Source organism: Paenibacillus antarcticus (assembly GCF_001637225.1).
Lineage (GTDB): Bacteria > Bacillota > Bacilli > Paenibacillales > Paenibacillaceae > Paenibacillus_AQ > Paenibacillus_AQ antarcticus.
Genome location: NZ_LVJI01000002.1, coordinates 95,230 through 113,119 on the forward strand (window position 1 = coordinate 95,230; position 17,890 = coordinate 113,119).

General features: G+C 44.2%; 14 protein-coding genes. 13 read left to right on the forward strand and 1 reads right to left on the reverse strand.

The window, feature by feature from the left end:
* Positions 1 to 81: 81 nt before the first annotated feature.
* From PBAT_RS03330 to PBAT_RS03360, 7 genes are all read left to right on the forward strand, one after another.
* A complete protein-coding gene (locus tag PBAT_RS03330; RefSeq protein ID WP_068646533.1) occupies positions 82 to 1,020 on the forward strand; it encodes an ABC transporter permease in 939 nt (312 codons plus the stop codon).
* A gap of 31 nt (positions 1,021 to 1,051) precedes the next feature.
* A complete protein-coding gene (locus tag PBAT_RS03335) occupies positions 1,052 to 1,942 on the forward strand; it encodes a carbohydrate ABC transporter permease (protein ID WP_068646830.1) in 891 nt (296 codons plus the stop codon).
* Positions 1,943 to 1,997: 55 nt separating this feature from the next.
* Positions 1,998 to 3,638, forward strand: a complete 1,641-nt coding sequence (locus tag PBAT_RS03340) for an extracellular solute-binding protein (protein WP_068646534.1) — start codon at positions 1,998 to 2,000, stop codon at positions 3,636 to 3,638.
* 158 nt (positions 3,639 to 3,796) lie between these two features.
* Positions 3,797 to 5,686 (forward strand): beta-N-acetylhexosaminidase, encoded by a 1,890-nt coding sequence (locus tag PBAT_RS03345; protein WP_068646536.1) that lies wholly within the window; start codon positions 3,797 to 3,799, stop codon positions 5,684 to 5,686.
* Between the two features lie 129 nt (positions 5,687 to 5,815).
* Positions 5,816 to 7,204: a sulfatase family protein gene (locus PBAT_RS03350; RefSeq protein WP_068646538.1), complete on the forward strand. Its 1,389-nt coding sequence runs from the start codon at positions 5,816 to 5,818 to the stop codon at positions 7,202 to 7,204.
* A complete protein-coding gene (locus PBAT_RS03355; protein ID WP_068646545.1) occupies positions 7,201 to 8,445 on the forward strand; it encodes an anaerobic sulfatase maturase in 1,245 nt (414 codons plus the stop codon). The genes PBAT_RS03350 and PBAT_RS03355 overlap by 4 nt, the downstream gene beginning before the upstream one ends.
* Positions 8,446 to 8,607: 162 nt before the next feature.
* Entirely contained in the window at positions 8,608 to 10,353 is a 1,746-nt protein-coding gene (locus tag PBAT_RS03360; RefSeq protein ID WP_068646548.1) for a glycoside hydrolase family 35 protein, read from the forward strand.
* Between the two features lie 100 nt (positions 10,354 to 10,453).
* Here the strand turns inward: PBAT_RS03360 and PBAT_RS03365 are convergent, their stop codons facing one another.
* Entirely contained in the window at positions 10,454 to 11,653 is a 1,200-nt protein-coding gene (locus tag PBAT_RS03365) for an ROK family transcriptional regulator (RefSeq protein ID WP_068646550.1), read from the reverse strand.
* Positions 11,654 to 11,872: 219 nt separating this feature from the next.
* Between PBAT_RS03365 and PBAT_RS03370 the strand changes: the two genes are divergently transcribed.
* The 6 genes from PBAT_RS03370 to PBAT_RS03395 are packed head-to-tail and all read left to right on the forward strand — an operon-like array spanning position 11,873 to position 17,861.
* A complete protein-coding gene (locus tag PBAT_RS03370; RefSeq protein ID WP_068646551.1) occupies positions 11,873 to 12,511 on the forward strand; it encodes a chromate transporter in 639 nt (212 codons plus the stop codon).
* A 12-nt stretch (positions 12,512 to 12,523) separates the two neighbouring features.
* Complete coding sequence (locus PBAT_RS03375) at positions 12,524 to 13,057, forward strand: chromate transporter (RefSeq protein ID WP_068646552.1); 534 nt, start codon at positions 12,524 to 12,526, stop codon at positions 13,055 to 13,057.
* Positions 13,058 to 13,095: 38 nt separating this feature from the next.
* The gene (locus tag PBAT_RS03380; RefSeq protein WP_068646553.1) at positions 13,096 to 14,088 is read left to right on the forward strand and encodes a formylglycine-generating enzyme family protein; all 993 of its coding nucleotides are present in this window, start codon (positions 13,096 to 13,098) and stop codon (positions 14,086 to 14,088) included.
* Between the two features lie 17 nt (positions 14,089 to 14,105).
* Positions 14,106 to 15,566, forward strand: coding sequence for a sulfatase family protein (locus tag PBAT_RS03385; RefSeq protein WP_068646558.1), 1,461 nt, complete (start codon positions 14,106 to 14,108; stop codon positions 15,564 to 15,566).
* 49 nt (positions 15,567 to 15,615) lie between these two features.
* Positions 15,616 to 16,968, forward strand: coding sequence for a sulfatase family protein (locus tag PBAT_RS03390; protein WP_068646559.1), 1,353 nt, complete (start codon positions 15,616 to 15,618; stop codon positions 16,966 to 16,968).
* 44 nt (positions 16,969 to 17,012) lie between these two features.
* Positions 17,013 to 17,861 carry an AraC family transcriptional regulator gene (locus PBAT_RS03395; protein WP_068646560.1) on the forward strand — a complete coding sequence of 283 codons (849 nt, stop codon included), beginning with the start codon at positions 17,013 to 17,015 and terminating at the stop codon, positions 17,859 to 17,861.
* Positions 17,862 to 17,890 lie beyond the last annotated feature (29 nt).

The following is a 17,890-nucleotide window of genomic DNA, read 5'->3' on the forward strand; positions in this document are numbered from 1 at the left end:
ATATTCTCTCTATAATTTATCACATAGCCCCACGAAAACAGAAGCAATTTATCAAATAATAACGAAAGGTGGCGAAATTGGATGGCAAAAATGACGAATCAAGTACATAAAAGGAGCTTGTGGAGAACAATTCTCCAATATAAGTACTTCTATATCATGGTTTTACCTCTCTTGGCATGGTATGCAATTTTTAGTTACGCTCCGATGTATGGGGTGACACTGGCATTCAAGACATTTGACTACAGGGAAGGTATTCTTGGAAGCCCTTGGATCGGGCTGGAACACTTTAGAACGATGATGACTGATTTGGAGTTGCGCCGTGCATTCTTCAATACGATTATGATCAGTTTGGTGAAGTTGGTAACGCATTTCCCGACACCGATCATCTTAGCGATCGTCCTCTATGAATTTTCACGAGTAGTCGCAAGACGCGTTTTCCAGACGATCTTAACCTTTCCACATTTTATTTCCTGGGTTGTTTTGTCTGGTATAATTGTCAATCTCATGAGCAGAGACGGGATCATGAACCAGTTGATCGTGATGTTCGGCGGAGAAGCGATATCACCTCTTGTGGATGAGAATTCATTTCGGCCGATATTGTACATTACACACATCTGGCGGGAAATTGGTTGGGACTCTATCATTTATCTAGCGGCGCTAGCAGGAATCAATCCGGAGTTGTATGAGGCTGCAGAAATGGATGGGGCCAATCGGTTTAAACGGCTCCTCCATATCGCATGGCCTGGTATCAAGAGTACAGTAGCCATTCTCCTAATTCTTCACGTGGGTCAACTGATGTCGCAAGGTGCAAGCTTCGATCAAATCTTCAATCTCTACAGCTCGCCGGTATATTCCGTTGCGGATACCATCGACACCTTTATTTATCGAACATCTTTTACAACTGGAGGAGATTTCGGTTATACGACGGCAGTAGGAATTATGAAGTCGTTCATTAGTCTAGTGTTGTTAGTAGTGGCGAACACGATCGTGAAGAAGCTTGGTGAGGAAGGGTTGTATTAAATAGAGTAAGGGGGACAACAAATTGGATGCAGTGTTGAAAAAGAAAAGAAAAAAATGGAAATTATTTGACATCGTAGCCTACATCGTTTTGGGTCTACTCACCATAATTACGTTCTTTCCGTTTTATAATGTACTCATTGTCTCGTTTGCGAGTTTCGATGCTATTAGTAAGAGTGATTTATATATATTACCTAAGTCTTTTGATCTATCTGCTTACAAACTTATTCTGTCTGACATGAAGTTTTGGAGCTCTCTACGAAATTCAGTCATCGTAACCGTTGTAGGTGTTGCATTCAGTATGACTCTTTCCGTTGCAGGTGCGTATGCCTTATCTAAGAAGGGGATGCCTGGTAGAAACGGAATGCTCACCTTGATCTTATTCACTATGTTTTTTAACGGAGGGTTAATCCCTTTTTACCTTGTTGTGAAGGAACTAGGCCTAGTTAACAATATATTGGTCATGATTATTCCAGCGGGACTGAATACGTTCTATCTTATCATTATGAAAAATTACTTCAGTACAATACCTGAAAGTCTTGAAGAATCAGCCAAGCTGGATGGAGCGAATGATATGTACATTTTACTTAAAATCATCCTGCCGATATCTGCACCTTTCATCGCTACATTCGGCCTATTCTATGCGGTGGAGAGATGGAATGAATGGTGGTATGCGTTGATCTTCATCAGCGATTCTTCCAAGGTACCACTCCAGATCTATCTTAGAGAGACACTGATTACGTCCAATTCATTACTAAATTCAATGGCGATGGATATGGCAACTCAAGGGAATAGTGCCAAGGTCTATACTCCTGCATTGCAGATGGCAACCATTGTGATTACATGTGTTCCGATTATCGCAGTGTACCCATTCTTGCAAAAGCATTTTAACAAAGGAATCATGGTGGGTTCAATTAAAGGATAAGGAAACAAAAATATAGCAACCTATCCTAAATATGTGAAAAAGGGAGGCTTCATCCATGAAAGTGAAAAAGGGAAAATTAATCACACTTATATCATGTACTGCATTACTTGCAAGTATGTTGGCAGGGTGTGGTAGTGGTAACAGTAGTAATGAAGGTAGTGGGAATACACCAAAGAATCCAGAAACTAACACGAGTACAAATGTTGATGATCCATATAAGGAGCCTATGGAGATCTCTATCGCTTCCTGGGATATTGATTCTGAACTTTCCAAGCTTGCTTCAGATCCATTAGCACAAGAAATGCTAAAGAAATTTAATATTACGATCAAGCCAGTCAATACAACGTGGGATGATTATGCTCAGAAGATTCAAATGTGGGCATCCTCCGGTCAACTCCCTGATATATTTGCGATTGATGCAATCGGAACACAATATCAGAGGAAATGGATTGAGCAAGGTGTTGTAAAAGCACTTCCCGATCTAGCTAAATATCCGAACCTTGAAGAATTCTTTAAAGCACCAGACATTGAAGGATTAGCTGTTGATGGTAAGCAATATACAGTACCTCGTCGTATGTTCCCAAGTGTAGACTGGAGTGCTTTAGATAGAACAGTTCTATACAGATGGGATTTAGCACAAAAAGCTGGAATTACGAAAGAGCCTGAAACATGGGATGAATTCAAAGCCATGCTTGATGCTATCGTGAAACAAGATTCTGAAGGTAAGAAAATTACTGGTCTGACAGCAGCACAAGTGAAAATGATTGGTGGTTTCTTCTGGCTATATGGTAATCCACTTGCAACGAGTGATGGAAGCGGAAGCGATTACAAATGGATTGAAGAAGATGGAAAATTAATTCCTGCAGTATTCTCAAAGAATGCTCTTCCAGCACTTCAGAATATGAGAGAAATGTATGAGAACAAATTGATTGATCCAGATATCGCATTGACTAAACCAGATGTATCTTATGATAAGTTTGTTTCAGGTAAGGCAGCTGCAGTACTTATTGGTGGAGGCTTTATAAACTTTGATGGAAATGTTAATACCAAGCGCTGGGAAAAGGCATACCCAGGCGTAGATATCACGGATAATGTTAAAGTGCTTAAGCCATTGGTTGGACCTGATGGGGAACGTCACCACGCTATTTTCAAAACGTACTGGTCTGAGAGTTATTTCAATGGCCAAATCAGCGATGAGAAAATGGATCGAATTATGGCATTGTACGATTACATTCTTTCACCTGAAGGTAATGATCTGTTGACTTATGGTAAGTTAGATGAGGATTACAAGATCGAAGGTGACAAGAAAGTTGCTATTGGAGATAGACCTCTTCATGAGAAATACCCAACAAGAAACTTCTTTAAAAATCTAGTTTCCTACGAAACTTCTGATACTTACGATATGAGTAACCCATCGATTACTAATGAGAAGATTCGTAAGGAAGGCGTTGAGTATATCGACTGGATTCTGAAGAATACCAAAGTTCCAAACTATGATATTCGCTTGACTTATATGTCCACTCCAACTAAGGATAAGTTCAATGTATTAGATCATGATGATCTTTTGAAGGTTATGTTATCCAAAGAGCCGGTTGATAAGGTGTGGGAAGGAATCATGAAGGATTATAAAGCTAAGGGATTAGACAAGATGATTGAAGAAGTAAATGCTAAAGCTGCAGAAGAAGGCATTAAGTAATTAAAGTTTAAAAGCTTAAAGGCAACTTCCTGACAGTTCTAACTGTCAGGAAGTTGCTTTCATATATATGTAAATATATATATATTTACTTAGAAAGTGGTAGATTGATATACTGTGACGAAAAAGGCGAATAACAATACAAACCTGAGGTGAAAAAAATGAAAATAACCATAACGGGATTAAATGATCTGAATTTGTCGGCTGTATCGCAGGTAGCACAGCTCCTGGATATTCAACTGAACGAAGGAGGCATCCCCCTGCAAGTCGAGCACACGGGCAAAGGGATTCATGTCCGAAATGACGGTAGTCAAGGGTTTATTACGTATGGAGAAGCACATCAATTAATCCGTGCCATTGGATTGTGGAGAGAGCGGATGAAACAAGAAGTGATCTTCGATATCAATGAAATACCAGTTTATGATAGTTTAGGGGTTATGATAGATTGCTCGCGCAATGCGGTACTTCATGCCGAGGCTTATCGGGAAATGATTCGCCGACTGGCACTGATGGGGTACTCCACGGTTCAATTATATACAGAAGATACATATGAATTGAAGGATCACCCTTACTTCGGTTATATGAGAGGACGGTACACGGGGGAAGAATTGCGGGAGATGGACCGCTATGCGGCCATGTTCGGAATTGAGCTTGTACCTTGTATTCAGACGTTAGCGCACTTAGGGGCTACGCTTAGATGGCAAGAACATGCGCATCTTGTGGATTGCAATGATATTTTGTTAATCGATGACCCTCGTACCTATGATTTAATCGAAGACATGTTTGCCAACATGTCCGAGAATTTGACGAGCCGGAATATCAATATTGGGATGGATGAAGCCCATATGATGGGACTGGGCAAATACTTAGATAAGCATGGCTATCAGGATCGGTCTAAGTTGATGCTCAGGCACTTCGGGAAGGTTATGGAAATCGCTAGACGATATGGATACAAGCCGATGATGTGGAGCGATATGTTCTTCAGGCTAGCAAGTTCGGGCGAGTACTACGATGCTAACGCTCAGATACGTACAGATATCGCAGAAATGATTCCGGAAGATGTTAGCTTGGTCTATTGGGATTATTATTCCGAGGAACCAGCACTTTATGATGGCATGCTGGAGAAACATAAACAACTTAGCGACAAAATTATTTTTGCGGGTGGGGCATGGAAGTGGATGGGCTTTACGCCTAACAATCGATTTAGTCACCATACGGGTGTCATGGCACATAACAGTTGCGTAAAAAACGGAATTAGGGATGTACTGTTGACAGCTTGGGGAGATAATGGTGCGGAAGCCTCACTATTTGGAATTCTTCCATCACTTCAGCTTTGGGCGGAGCTCAGTTATGCAAACCGATCTGATGAAGATTATCTTAGTGAGCGGTTCATGACTTGTACGGGAGGCGTCTATGCTGATTTTATGAATCTAGATATTGCCAACCTGGTTCCAGATAATCCTGCTCCAGGAGGTTCTTCTGTGAATCCACCTAAGTATTTGCTATATCAGGATATTCTGTGTGGTCTATTCGACAAGCATATTGTACCGAAGACTTACGCGGAGCATTACCGCCAGGCTGCTTCAATGATGGAGATGGCGGGAGAGCGAAATCCTCAGTGGAAGGTGGTCTTCGAGACACAGGTTGCGCTTTGCCAACTGCTTGAGCTGAAAGTAGATACTGGAATTAATATAAGGAACGCTTATCTGAACAGAGATAAGACTACGTTGAAACGGTATGCGTATGAAGTACTGCCCGAGCTTAAGAAGCGATCTCAGGGGTTCATCGCAGCGTACCGGGCCCAATGGAGATCCGAGAATAAGATCTTCGGTTTGGACGTATTTGATCTTCGCATGGGCGGCTTAATGCAGCGTATGGAATCGGCGAGCTGGCGGCTAGATATGTATCTGAATGGCGAGATACCAAGCCTAGAGGAATTAGAGCAGGAAATCTTATATTTTGATGGTCGTAAAGAAGATGTTGCCACGGTGGCCATGAGCGCGAACTTGTGGCATACAATTGCGACGACTTCGGTCATAGCAGGTGTATAAAAGTTGAACATTCCATTCTTATCTATGTAAGTTATCTAATAGACACCAAGAGATTAATGTTTTTACAATGAATGTTAGAGAATTACTTATGCTTCAATCACCTAGACTAAGTTGAAGGAGAGAATGATTATGCGTATTTTATATCTAGATCTGGATGCACTGCGTCCTGATCACCTAGGAGCTTACGGGTACCATCGAAACACTTCTCCCAATATTGATTCTATTGCTGCAGAGGGAGTGAGGTTCGACAACTGTTATACTTCTGACGCTCCATGTTTGCCTTCTAGGACAGCGGTGATGTCGGGTAGGTTTGGAATTCATACAGGTGTTAATGCCCACGGTGGAACGGCTGCCGACATGCGAAGAGAAGGTCTGAGCCGTGGCTTTCACGATATCCTTGGACAGGAGAGCTTGCCGGCGTTTCTTAAAAAATCGGGCATGCGATCGGTATCAGTTAGTCCATTTGCGGAAAGACATGGGGCTTGGACCTTTAATGCTGGATTCTCAGAAGTATACAACACCGGCAGGTGTGGATTGGAATCTGCAGAAGAGGTGACGCCTGTTGTTCTGGATTGGATCAGTAGAAATGCCAAACAAGATGACTGGTTTCTACATATTAATTATTGGGATCCGCATACTCCTTATCGTGCTCCTGAAGAGTTTGGAAATCCGTTTGAGAATGAGGAACTACCATCCTGGCTGAGCGAGGAAGTCGTGAACTCCCATCTAGAGAAGGATGGCCACTGTAGCTTGAGAAATATCGATATGTTTGTCCGGCCAGGATATCCAAGACAACCTCATGATGTTGTCAATATGGAAGGCGTTCGTCGGATCATTGACGGTTATGATTGTGCAGTCCGATACATGGATAGCCATATTGGGATGCTGTTCGATGCACTCAGAAATGAGGGTATCATGGATGATCTGGTTATCATCATCAGTGCAGATCATGGGGAGAATTTGGGAGAACTCGGTATCTATTGCGAGCATGGTACCGCTGATCACGCTACATGCCGTGTGCCGATGATCATTAGGTGGCCAGGTTGCAAACAGGGTCATGTGGATGAAGGCTTTCACTATCAACTGGATCTCGGTCCTACCCTTGCGGAATTAATAAATCAACCCCCTTCGCCCTCTTGGGACGGATCTAGCTTTGCACCCACCATCTTAAGGGGAGAGGATTGCGCTCAGCCGTATCTGGTCATTACGCAGTGTGCGCATGTCTGCCAGCGGAGTGTTCGTTTTGGAGACTATTTGTATATTCGGTCGTACCATACAGGCCATTTTGATATTAAGAATGAGATGCTTTTTAATGTGAAGGAAGATCCTCATGAACAGTATAATCTTGCTGAGACGTACCCAGAATTGTGCCGGGAGGCGGTTTATCTATTAAATGAGTGGCATGATCAAATGATGAATACGATGCCATACACCGAGGATCCCCTTTGGGTAGTTATGAAAGAAGGAGGACCCCTCCATGCAAGGGATTATCTGCAATGGAGGAGCAATGCACGATGAGTGCATGCGTCCAGCCTTCTAAGCCACAGAACCTTCATGTCATGTGGAAAACAGTCTCTGAGGATTGTAACCTGGCCTGTGATTATTGCTATTACAGCACAGCAGGAGGCCATCCTCATCAACCGATCCGAGTGATGGACACAGCTCTTCTGGAGAGGTTTATCTCCCAGTACATGGGTAGGTCATCAGGTTTAGCTACCTTCTCTTGGCAGGGAGGGGAGCCACTATTGGCGGGACTTACGTATTTTGAACAAGTGGTTTCGATGCAGGCAAGATATGCACCGCCACATACGACGATCAGCAATGCGTTACAAACAAACGGAACCCTCATTAATGACAACTGGGCGCGATTTTTTAAACATTACTACTTTCTGATCGGGATTAGTCTGGATGGACCTCAAACGATTCATGATGCTCACCGTATAACTGGATCCGGGAAAGGTAGCTTTGATCTAGTTATGCGCGGGATTCGCCATTTACAGAATGTGGGTGTGGAGTATAACATTCTGACGGTCATCCATGAAGATAACGTGACGAAGCCGGATGAGTTGATGGCATTTTATCAGGAACAAAAGTTTCCTTATATTCAGTTTATCCCTTGCATGGATTTTGTCTCGCAGAATAGCGGTATGCCCGGACGCTTTCGAATTACGCCTGAACAGTATGGACAATTTCTGTGTCGAACCTTTGACTTGTGGTACAACGACGGGTACCCGGAGCTTCCTATTCGTATCTTTGAGAATATGCTACTTGTATTTATGCATCGTCAGCCGGAACTTTGCGTTCACAGTTCATGCTGTCCGAAGATGATGGTGCTTGAGACTAACGGCGATGCCTATCCATGTGATTTCTTTATTGATGAAGAGCACCGGCTAGGGAACATCGGGCAGAGTGATCTGGAGTCACTGCTTACAAGTCCTGTATATGATGACTTTTTGCAGATGAAGCCGAATATGAATGAAGCATGTCATCATTGTGAATACCTTAGCTTTTGTCATGGAGGTTGTCCCCGCAACCGGAACTGGTTAGATGTTAATGATCGAACTGAGGTAGACTATTTCTGCCAAAGTTATAAAATGTTTTATTCACATGCTTATGATCGGATGATTGTACTTGCTGAGCGTCTCAAAGCAGAACAGATGCAAGAGTATAGAAAAACGGGCAATCCGCTCCCAGGTCGAAATGAATTATGTCTTTGTGGGAGCGGGAGAAAGTTCAAGAACTGCTGCCAACCGTTGTAAGTGCATACTTACCTTATCTTATGTCGATTTCATTATCATATAGATCACCCTATGGCATCCTCCATATCCATATGTTCCGAACAATAGTTAATACGGGGTTAACACAATTGACCCAAGGATGTAGACTTCCCGTAACAGTCAAAGCGCTTGGAGGAGAATATTATGCGAAATTTATCTATATCAGGTGATCATTTTATATTGGATGGCCAACCATTACAGCTACTTTCTGGTGCACTTCATTATTTCCGTATCGTACCGGAATATTGGCGGGATCGTTTGCTAAAGCTGAAGGCCTGTGGATTGAATACCATTGAAACTTATATCCCTTGGAATGTACACGAACCAAGGGAAGGTCGCTTCTATTTCGAAGGCAATGCAGACATCGAGGCTTTCGTTCGGCTTGCCGGAGAGCTTGACCTGCACGTGATTTTACGACCGAGTCCATTTATTTGTGCCGAATGGGAATTTGGAGGATTGCCTGCATGGCTGCTTGCGGAAGATAACATGCAGTTGCGTTGTGAAGATAAGGATTATTTATCCAAGCTGGATGCGTACTTCGACGAGTTGCTTCCACGTTTGCGGCCTCTATTAAGCACCCATGGCGGACCTGTGCTCGCCCTTCAGGTAGAGAATGAATATGGAAGCTTTGGAAGTGACAAAGCCTACCTAAATTATCTAAAAGAAGGTATGATCGCTCGTGGCATGGATGTTTTGCTGTTCACCTCAGATGGAGCTGAAGATCATATGCTCCAAGGAGGTATGATCGAAGGGGTATTCGCGACAGTGAATTTCGGTTCGCGGGCAAAGGAATCCTTCGCTAAACTGCGCGAATATCAGCCTACGGGGCCGCTAATGTGTATGGAATTTTGGAATGGATGGTTTGACCATTGGATGAAGCCGCATCACTCCCGTCCCGAATCTGAAGTGGCGGAGACTTTGGACGAGATGTTGGCTTTAGGTGCTTCTGTCAACTTCTATATGTTCCATGGGGGAACGAATTTTGGATTTATGAATGGGGCGAATCTTTTTGATACATATGAACCCATCGTAACTAGCTACGATTATGATACGCTACTGGATGAGTCTGGCAAGCCGACGGAAAAATTCTACGCAGCTCGAAAAATTATTGAGAAATATGTAGAATTGCCGCCACTGGAATTGCCCCCAGTCATTAAGTCACGGGCTTACGGCAAAGTGCAGATGACAGAATCATCACCCTTGTTCACCCAGTTAGACGCTTTGTCTCATCCCGTACGTAAAGCATGTCCGGAGCCGATGGAAAAACTGGGTCAGAATTATGGGTTCATCTTGTATTCGACGAAGATCACTGGACCGCGCATCGGTATGGAGCTCGTTGTGCAAGAAGTGCGCGACCGGGCGCTGGTCTTCGCCAATGGGACCTTTGCCGGTACAGTAGAACGCTGGGATCCGAGAGGAATTCCCTTGGAGGTACCTGCCGAGGGATTACAAATCGATATTCTTGTAGAAAACATGGGACGTGTGAATTATGGCCCACAGCTTCGTGATCCGAAAGGCATAACGTGCGGCGTAAGGCTCGGCTATCAATTCTTACATGATTGGACCATTCGCTCTCTGCCGTTAACAGATCTTAAAGGATTGTCATTTGCTCCAATTGATGGCGAAGAACTTCTGCAGCCAAACTTCTATCGGGGGAACTTTCAAGTCAGCGAGCTGGAGGATACTTTCTTACGACTGGACGGATGGAGCAAAGGGCAAGCTTTTATAAATGGCTTTAATTTAGGTCGGTACTGGGAGAAGGGTCCAACACAAACGCTGTACGTACCGGCGCCGCTTCTCCGTCAAGGCGAAAATGAACTAATTTTGTTCGAATTACATGGCGTAATGGAGCCTATAGTTACTTTTGAAGATAAACCTGATATTGGTTAAAGTACTAACAACTATGTTCGGGTCATTTTTGTGAACTTAAAGATTGTGAACGAGGTAGCCCCAAATACAATTTGTATTTGGGGCTACCTTGTTTAATAGGTTAGAGAACCATATGGTCTCTTACCATAATTGCCGCACCAGTCACGACAGCTTCTTCTTTCAATTTCCCTAATGAGAAATGAGGGCTGTATTCGGGATAACGGTAAATGTTCTTCTGTGCCACTTCGGCTGCGGTTTGGAAGAATAACTCGTGCGAGTGAATGAGCGCGCCGCCTAGAATGATTGTCTCAGGATGAAACAGGTTGATGACGTTAGCGAGGCCAATTCCGAAGTGAACAGCGGCTTGGGTGAATAATTCACGCGCAAGTGGATCGCCATCTCTAAAGGCTTGTACCAATACATCGTAAGTCAGTTGCTCTGCGGACACTTTATATGTTTTAAGGATCAGATCTCTGCCTAATTTCGCCTCAGAACGTGCACGTTGTTCCAACGCCTGGACGGAGACGAACGCTTCCAGAGCCCCGTAGTTTCCGTTATTATGCAATTGGGGCCCGTCCGTCTGAATGATCATTTGGCCAATGGCATCTTCCATATCCATCGTTCCATGAACAATGCCTCCATGGGACATCATCGATGAGCGGAGGCCTGCTCCAGCATGTACATAGAGCATATGCTGTATGTTTGTATGACGGATTGCCCATCGTTCACCAAGAAGCGCGGCATTGGCTCCGTTGTCAAGCCAAGCCTTGAAGCCTGTCCGCTCCTCTACGAGCTTACATATAGGGAGGTTGTTCCAACCAGCAGCAGGGAAGTGTAGCGGCTGTAGTATCATGCCATTCTTCCGGTCAAGGGGACCGACAGCCCCTATTCCAACACCGATAATTTGACTATCTATCAACTGATGGTCTCTCAGGAAAGCTCGTGAATGAGTGCTTATATGTTCCAAAAAGTTCTCAGGTGTAAATGCTTCATCCATTCGCCAATGAATAATTGATTTTGGGTTCATCTGCATATCGAATAATCCAAGGGATGAGTACACCCTGGAGACCTCCAAACCCAATATATAACCGTATGAAGGGTTAATCTGATATAAGATAGGCCTTCTACCACCGCTAGATTGTCCGAAGCCGGATTCTATCAGCAAGCCTTCATGCGTCATCTCATCCAATAGTCGGGTCATGGTGCTTTTGGTGAGTGAAAAGGCTGTTAGCAGCTCCGATTTGGACACTGTACCTTCTTCTGCGATTCGGTCATAAAGGAGTTTCTTTGGCGATGGAATGAATGTCGAGCGCTTTTCCACAATGTACCCCCAAGCAAGTTTTTGATAATTAAAAGTAAATCCAGTATAACTCACATTGAATCAAATGTATTTCATAGTGATTTTTGTAAGGGTTTATTACCAACAGCGAACAATATTTTTCTATATAGAAAACCATAATAATTAATCTAAAAAACTTAATTCCATTTTGAGAAAAAGTGTTATACTAAATATATAAGACAGAATTAAGGGTGGAAGTTAATGAGAACAAATGCTAAGGCAAGGGTAATTCTTCTGTTCCAATTGTTTTGGTCCTTTTTGCGGATCGCTCCCGTTACCTTCGGGGGTGGTTATGCAATGATCCCGATGATAGAGCGAGAAATTACAGCCAAACGAAAATGGCTGAGTGAAGCGGAGATGGATGATATCCTCTCTTTGGCCGGTTCTGCTCCAGGTGGTGTAGGGGTGAACGCCTCGGCGTTTATTGGTTATCGACTTGGGGGGATATCTGGGGCAATAGCAGCTATAGCAGGGATTACGATCCCAACGTTTATCATTGTTTGTTTACTTAGTTCAGGCTATTCGCAGTTGGCCGATCAACCGAAAGTCGCTGCAGCGATGAAGGGCATTCACGGTGCGGTTATTGCCTTGATTTTGTTAGCTGCGTATAGGATGGCCAAAAATGCAGTGTTCGACAAGACCACTTGTGCAATGGCTATTATCGTGCTTCTTGTTTTACTTGTAGCCGATATCAACCCGATTTATATGATTGCCATTGGTTTGTTTATCGGGATTATATTGTTGCAAGTTAAACAGCTGTTAGGGCTACAAGTGCGGACAGAAAAGGAGCGCTTGGACTATTCGAGGGAAGAGGCGCAGTATGTGGAGTATTACATCTAGGGGGGACATGATGTGATTTGGGATCTGTTTGTCACTTTTATAAAAGTTGGATTGCTCTCCTTTGGAGGAGGGTACGCGATTATTCCGATGATTCAGCATGAAGCCATTACTGGCGGATGGTTATCAGAAGCGATATTTCAAGAGGTAGTATCCATCGCTGGGATGGCGCCAGGCCCAGTCGCGACCAATAGTGCAACATTGATCGGATATCGTGTAGCTGGTATCGAGGGAGCGATTGCATCGACATTAGGCATGGTTCTACCTTCTTTTGTGCTCATCATTTTAATATCTGTTTTCTTTTATCAGGTGAGGAATAGCCAATGGATTAAAGCTTCGTTCTATGGTTTGCGTCCAGTGATTACGGGATTGATTGCGTATGCCGCGATTCATTTTGGATTTATGGGTAAGGATCAGTCATTTATTAGTTGGCAGACGCCAATTACGCTTATCATCGTATTTGCTGCACTCTACAGCCTCGTTAAATATAAGCTACATCCACTTACGGTCATTATTGCTTCTGGAATTCTTGGAATTGCATTATTTTAAGCAAATACTACTTACTACCTAAGATAGGAGACTTGCACATGCTTGAGAACATGAAGGCTTGCTGCTCAGCTAGCCGTAATCAAGTCGAGGGAAATGGAACCAACGTTATATGTAGGGATAACCAACCTGCACAAAGTTTCACAAGGGTGAAGGATTTGTCGGGTATGCTCCTTATACCGGGAGGCACATTTCTAATGGGGACGGAAGACAAGGAAGGATTCCCAGCAGATGGGGAAGGACCCGTGAGGAACGTTAGCGTCTCCAACTTTTTGCTAGATGAAACCGCTGTTACAAATAAACAGTTCGCTACTTTCATTGACGAAACAAACTACGTTACGGATGCAGAACGTTTCGGCTGGTCTTACGTATTTCACTCTTTTATTTCCGAAGAGACTGGTAAGAAGGTTACTCAAGTGGCCTCTCAAACCCCATGGTGGTGGGTGGTAGAGGGAGCGTATTGGCGTCATCCAGAAGGCCCGGATTCCCATGTGAACGACCGCCTTTTGCATCCGGTTGTCCATATGTCATGGCACGATGCCGACGCCTATTGTCGCTGGGCAGGCAAACGCCTTCCAACGGAAGCAGAGTGGGAGTACGCAGCCCGAGGGGGGCTTAATCAAAAACGATATCCGTGGGGGGATGAATTGAAACCTAATGGGGAGCATCGATGTAACATTTGGCAAGGAAAGTTTCCGGACAAAAATCATGCCAGCGATGGTTATGTAGGTACCGCACCTGTACGGTCCTATATTCCCAACGGGTATGGTCTCTACAATATGTCAGGAAATGCATGGGAATGGTGTAAGGATTGGTTTACACCGAACTATCACTTGTCATCTGAAATCGTAAACCCGAAAGGACCGATAAAAGGTACGGAACGCTCCATGCGCGGAGGCTCGTTCTTATGCCATAAATCCTATTGTAACCGTTATCGTGTAGCAGCCAGAAGCAAGAATACGCCAGACAGCTCATCAGGTAATATCGGCTTTCGTTGTGCAGCGGATACTAGTAACGAATTCTCACAACAATGAGGAGGGATGGGAGAATAATGAAAAGCAAAAACAAAACGCATATTTGGCTGATTACCACTGATCAGATGCGCGCCGATGCTATAGGAACCGAAAATAACACAATTCGGACCCCCGTGCTTGATAAGTTGGCTGCGGAAGGAACCGTAATGGCAAATGCTTACTGTGCGAGCCCTGTATGTACGCCATCTCGAGCTTCCATCTTCACAGGTCGGTATCCCCATGTCCATGGTGCATGGAATATCGGTGTATCACTAGATGAGAATGAGATAACGTTAGGCGATTATTTGAAACAGGAGGACTATCGGACAGTTGGTGTTGGGAAGATGCATTTTCGCCCGCAATGCAAGACGGACTTTTCCTCCGAGCCAGAAGACGTGGCTATTCGTGATCGCGGCAGGGAAAAGGACAACACTTATTATGGCTTGGACGAACATCACATTTCCGAGGATAACGTGATGGGTGAGTATCTGGACTGGCTTCGACTACGTGATCCGCGTGTAGCAGAGCGCTTTGAACTAGATCGATACCGGTCTAAGGATGCAGAACATGATGTTTGGGAGAGCGACATGCCGGCGGAGCTTCACCAGACCTACTGGATGGCAGAGAAGAGTATTGATGCAATCATGGCGCATGATACGCAACAACCGCTTTTTCTATGGACGAGCTTCGTAGATCCTCATCATCCATTTGATCCACCTAAAGCTTATGCCAAGCTGTATGAGGACGCAGATATTGTAATCCCACGCTCCGAACCTGATGAGTTGAAGCTCCGGCCGAAGCACCTACTTCATCAAAGTTCAAACGGTTATTGGCCAGGAGGAGGAGAACCACATCCGTACTCTGAAGAACATCTAGGAAGATTAATCCGCAATTATTATGGAATGATCACGTTTATAGACGAGCAAATCGGGCGTATCAAGGACGCTTGGCAGCAAAAGGGCATATACGATGATGTTCTGGTCGTGTTTACGAGTGACCATGGGGAATTGCTCGGCGATCATGGGTTGATGTACAAAGGACCGTGGTTCTACGAAGGTTTGACACGTATTCCCATGATTATTCGAGGTCCTGGAATTGCACAGGGAACAAGAACAAACGCCTTGATGGAGCATGTCGATATCGTACCTACACTACTGGATGCGATAGGTCTAGAACGGCCATATGGCGTGCAGGGCTTATCACAATTGGACGTACTTAATAGGCAGAAGATATACGTACGGGATTCTGCCATCACCTCTTATGATGCACACGATCGCGGCATTCAAGCGAAATGCTTGCGGACGGACCGTTACAAGCTTGTTGTGTTCGCTGGTGAGGCGTACGGCGAGCTGTATGATTTGCTAGAAGATCCGGACGAGCGTTGCAATCTGTTTTTTGATCACGTGTCACGCGAGCTAAAACTTAATTTGATGGAGATGCTCACTCACCGGCTTATCCAAGATCAAGATCCACTTCCGGAACGAAGAACGAACTGGTAACCAAATCGAGTAAAAAGGTCTACATATTAATATTGGAGGAGATATGACTATGGGAGAAGCTCGTAAACCTAACGTTATTGTATTTTTCACAGATCAGCAAAGATGGGATACAACAGGAGTTCATGGTAATCCGCTTGATCTTACGCCAAATTTTGATTGGATGGCTGGGGCAGGCACACATCTTTATAATAGCTTTACCTGTCAGCCAGTGTGTGGTCCTGCTAGGTCTTGTTTGCAATCCGGCAAGTACGCTACCACAACGGGTTGCTACAGGAATGACATTCCATTACCGCAGACTACCCCAACATTGGCTCATTATTTCAAGGATGCAGGTTATCAAACTGGGTATATAGGGAAATGGCATTTAGCAGAAGATGAGCCGGTACCTATTGAACAGCGTGGAGGCTACGAATATTGGCTTGGATCGAACATACTAGAGTTTTCTTCTGATGCTTATGATACCGTTGTATACAATAATGATTGTGAGGAAGTGAAGCTACCAGGATATCGCGTGGATGCTTTTACAGATGCAGCTATACGATATATCGACGCTCAAAAGGATAATCCGTTCTTCTTGTTTCTTTCTTTCCTAGAGCCGCATCATCAGAACAACTTTGATAATTACCCCGCTCCACATGGTTATGCTGAGCGATATGCAGGTCGATGGATGCCACCAGATTTAGAGGAACTAAGAGGGAATGCCGGAAGGAGTCTTGGAGGTTATTACGGCATGGTCAAACGCCTTGATGAAGCTTTAGGAAGATTATTTGATACACTCCGTAGTTTGGATATGATGGAAAATACCATTGTTTTATTTACATCCGATCATGGCTGTCATTTTAAAACTCGAAACGGAGAATATAAGCGTTCCTGCCATGACAGTTCTATCCGTGTACCGTCTGCACTGTACGGTCCCGGGTTCAAATCAGGTGGTCAGCTTCATGAGTTAGTAAGTCTAATCGATCTTCCACCGACGCTGCTTGATGCCGCAGGAATTAGGGTGCCAGAAGATATGCAAGGGCACTCCATCCTTCCGTTGGTTAAGGGAGAAAGGGAGGATTGGCAGAAGGAAGTGTTCGTCCAGATCAGTGAGTCCCAAGTAGCTAGATCGATCCGTACCGATCGCTATAAATATTGTGTCGTTGCGAGCGACAAACACGCTGTGGACGATGCCGGATCTGACAGTTACGAGGAAGCGATGTTCTATGATCTGCATGCTGATCCATATGAACTAGATAACTTAATCAATATGGAAACTTACGGAGATATCATTGATCATCTTCGCGCTAGACTGATCGCAAGAATGGTAGAAGCGGGAGAGTCTGCACCGATCATTGTTTCTCATCCTCGTAAATTTGTTAAAGTCAGAACGCCAGATGTTAGTACGCTTCGTCATCAATAAGGATTTGAATGTTGTAACATACGGCAAGTGGGGAGGAATACCTTATGGCTATATTTCAGTTCAATCCATTTCGTCCATCGGAATCCTCACGTAATCTCCACCTACTGTTTTGGGGCAAGGAAGATTGTGCGCCGGGACATACTGTAGGACCAGGTGTCAGAGACGTATATAAGATACATTTCATACATAAAGGGAAGGGAAGCGTTCGTGTAGGAACAGACACACATACGCTTGTAGCAGGTCAGGCGTTCCTGATCATTCCTAATGTAGTCTACTATTACGAAGCAGACCATGACGAACCATGGACATATTCATGGGTTGGATTCGAGGGGACGGACGTGCTAGAGATTCTGAGTCGAACCTTGGTATCTCCAACGAGCCCTATTTTTCCAATGGATAATCGAGTGATGCCAACGTTATATGATCAGTTAACAAGTGTTGATCTGGCGAGTGGAGCTGTAGACTTACGTTTGCAGGCTATTTTATATGATTTCATGGCATCATGGGTGGAAGTAACTTCTGATTCCTCTGTTCCTATTCTGATGTCGGGGAGACAAGAAGCCTATGTACATCAAACGCTAGAATTCTTACATACGCACTACAGCGAAGATATCTCATTGGAGAGTCATGCTGATTCTCTGGGGCTTGACCGTAAACATCTAAGCACGATTTTCAAAAAAGCACTCGACGTGCCACCTCGTCTATACTTGCTTCATTACCGTATGAATAAGGCATGTGAACTCCTTGCCATGAGAGAATTCACAATTGGAGAGGTGGCAAGATCGGTTGGATATCATGATCCGTTATTGTTTTCCCGGATGTTCAAGAAGGTAATAGGAGTTTCTCCGAAAAAGTATCAAAACAACATTCATAAATCAGACATTAATCCATAAACTGCGTCCTTCCTGTCATGGGATATTAT

Bases quoted from the DNA above. Each gene is read 5' to 3' on its own strand.
- PBAT_RS03380 (WP_068646553.1), top strand. From the start codon at position 13,096: ATGCTTGAGAACATGAAGGCTTGCTGCTCAGCTAGCCGTAATCAAGTC.
- PBAT_RS03360 (WP_068646548.1), top strand. From the start codon at position 8,608: ATGCGAAATTTATCTATATCAGGTGATCATTTTATATTGGATGGCCAA.
- PBAT_RS03330 (WP_068646533.1), top strand. From the start codon at position 82: ATGGCAAAAATGACGAATCAAGTACATAAAAGGAGCTTGTGGAGAACA.
- PBAT_RS03385 (WP_068646558.1), top strand. From the start codon at position 14,106: ATGAAAAGCAAAAACAAAACGCATATTTGGCTGATTACCACTGATCAG.
- PBAT_RS03350 (WP_068646538.1), top strand. From the start codon at position 5,816: ATGCGTATTTTATATCTAGATCTGGATGCACTGCGTCCTGATCACCTA.
- PBAT_RS03345 (WP_068646536.1), top strand. From the start codon at position 3,797: ATGAAAATAACCATAACGGGATTAAATGATCTGAATTTGTCGGCTGTA.
- PBAT_RS03355 (WP_068646545.1), top strand. From the start codon at position 7,201: ATGAGTGCATGCGTCCAGCCTTCTAAGCCACAGAACCTTCATGTCATG.
- PBAT_RS03390 (WP_068646559.1), top strand. From the start codon at position 15,616: ATGGGAGAAGCTCGTAAACCTAACGTTATTGTATTTTTCACAGATCAG.
- PBAT_RS03340 (WP_068646534.1), top strand. From the start codon at position 1,998: ATGAAAGTGAAAAAGGGAAAATTAATCACACTTATATCATGTACTGCA.
- PBAT_RS03395 (WP_068646560.1), top strand. From the start codon at position 17,013: ATGGCTATATTTCAGTTCAATCCATTTCGTCCATCGGAATCCTCACGT.
- PBAT_RS03370 (WP_068646551.1), top strand. From the start codon at position 11,873: ATGAGAACAAATGCTAAGGCAAGGGTAATTCTTCTGTTCCAATTGTTT.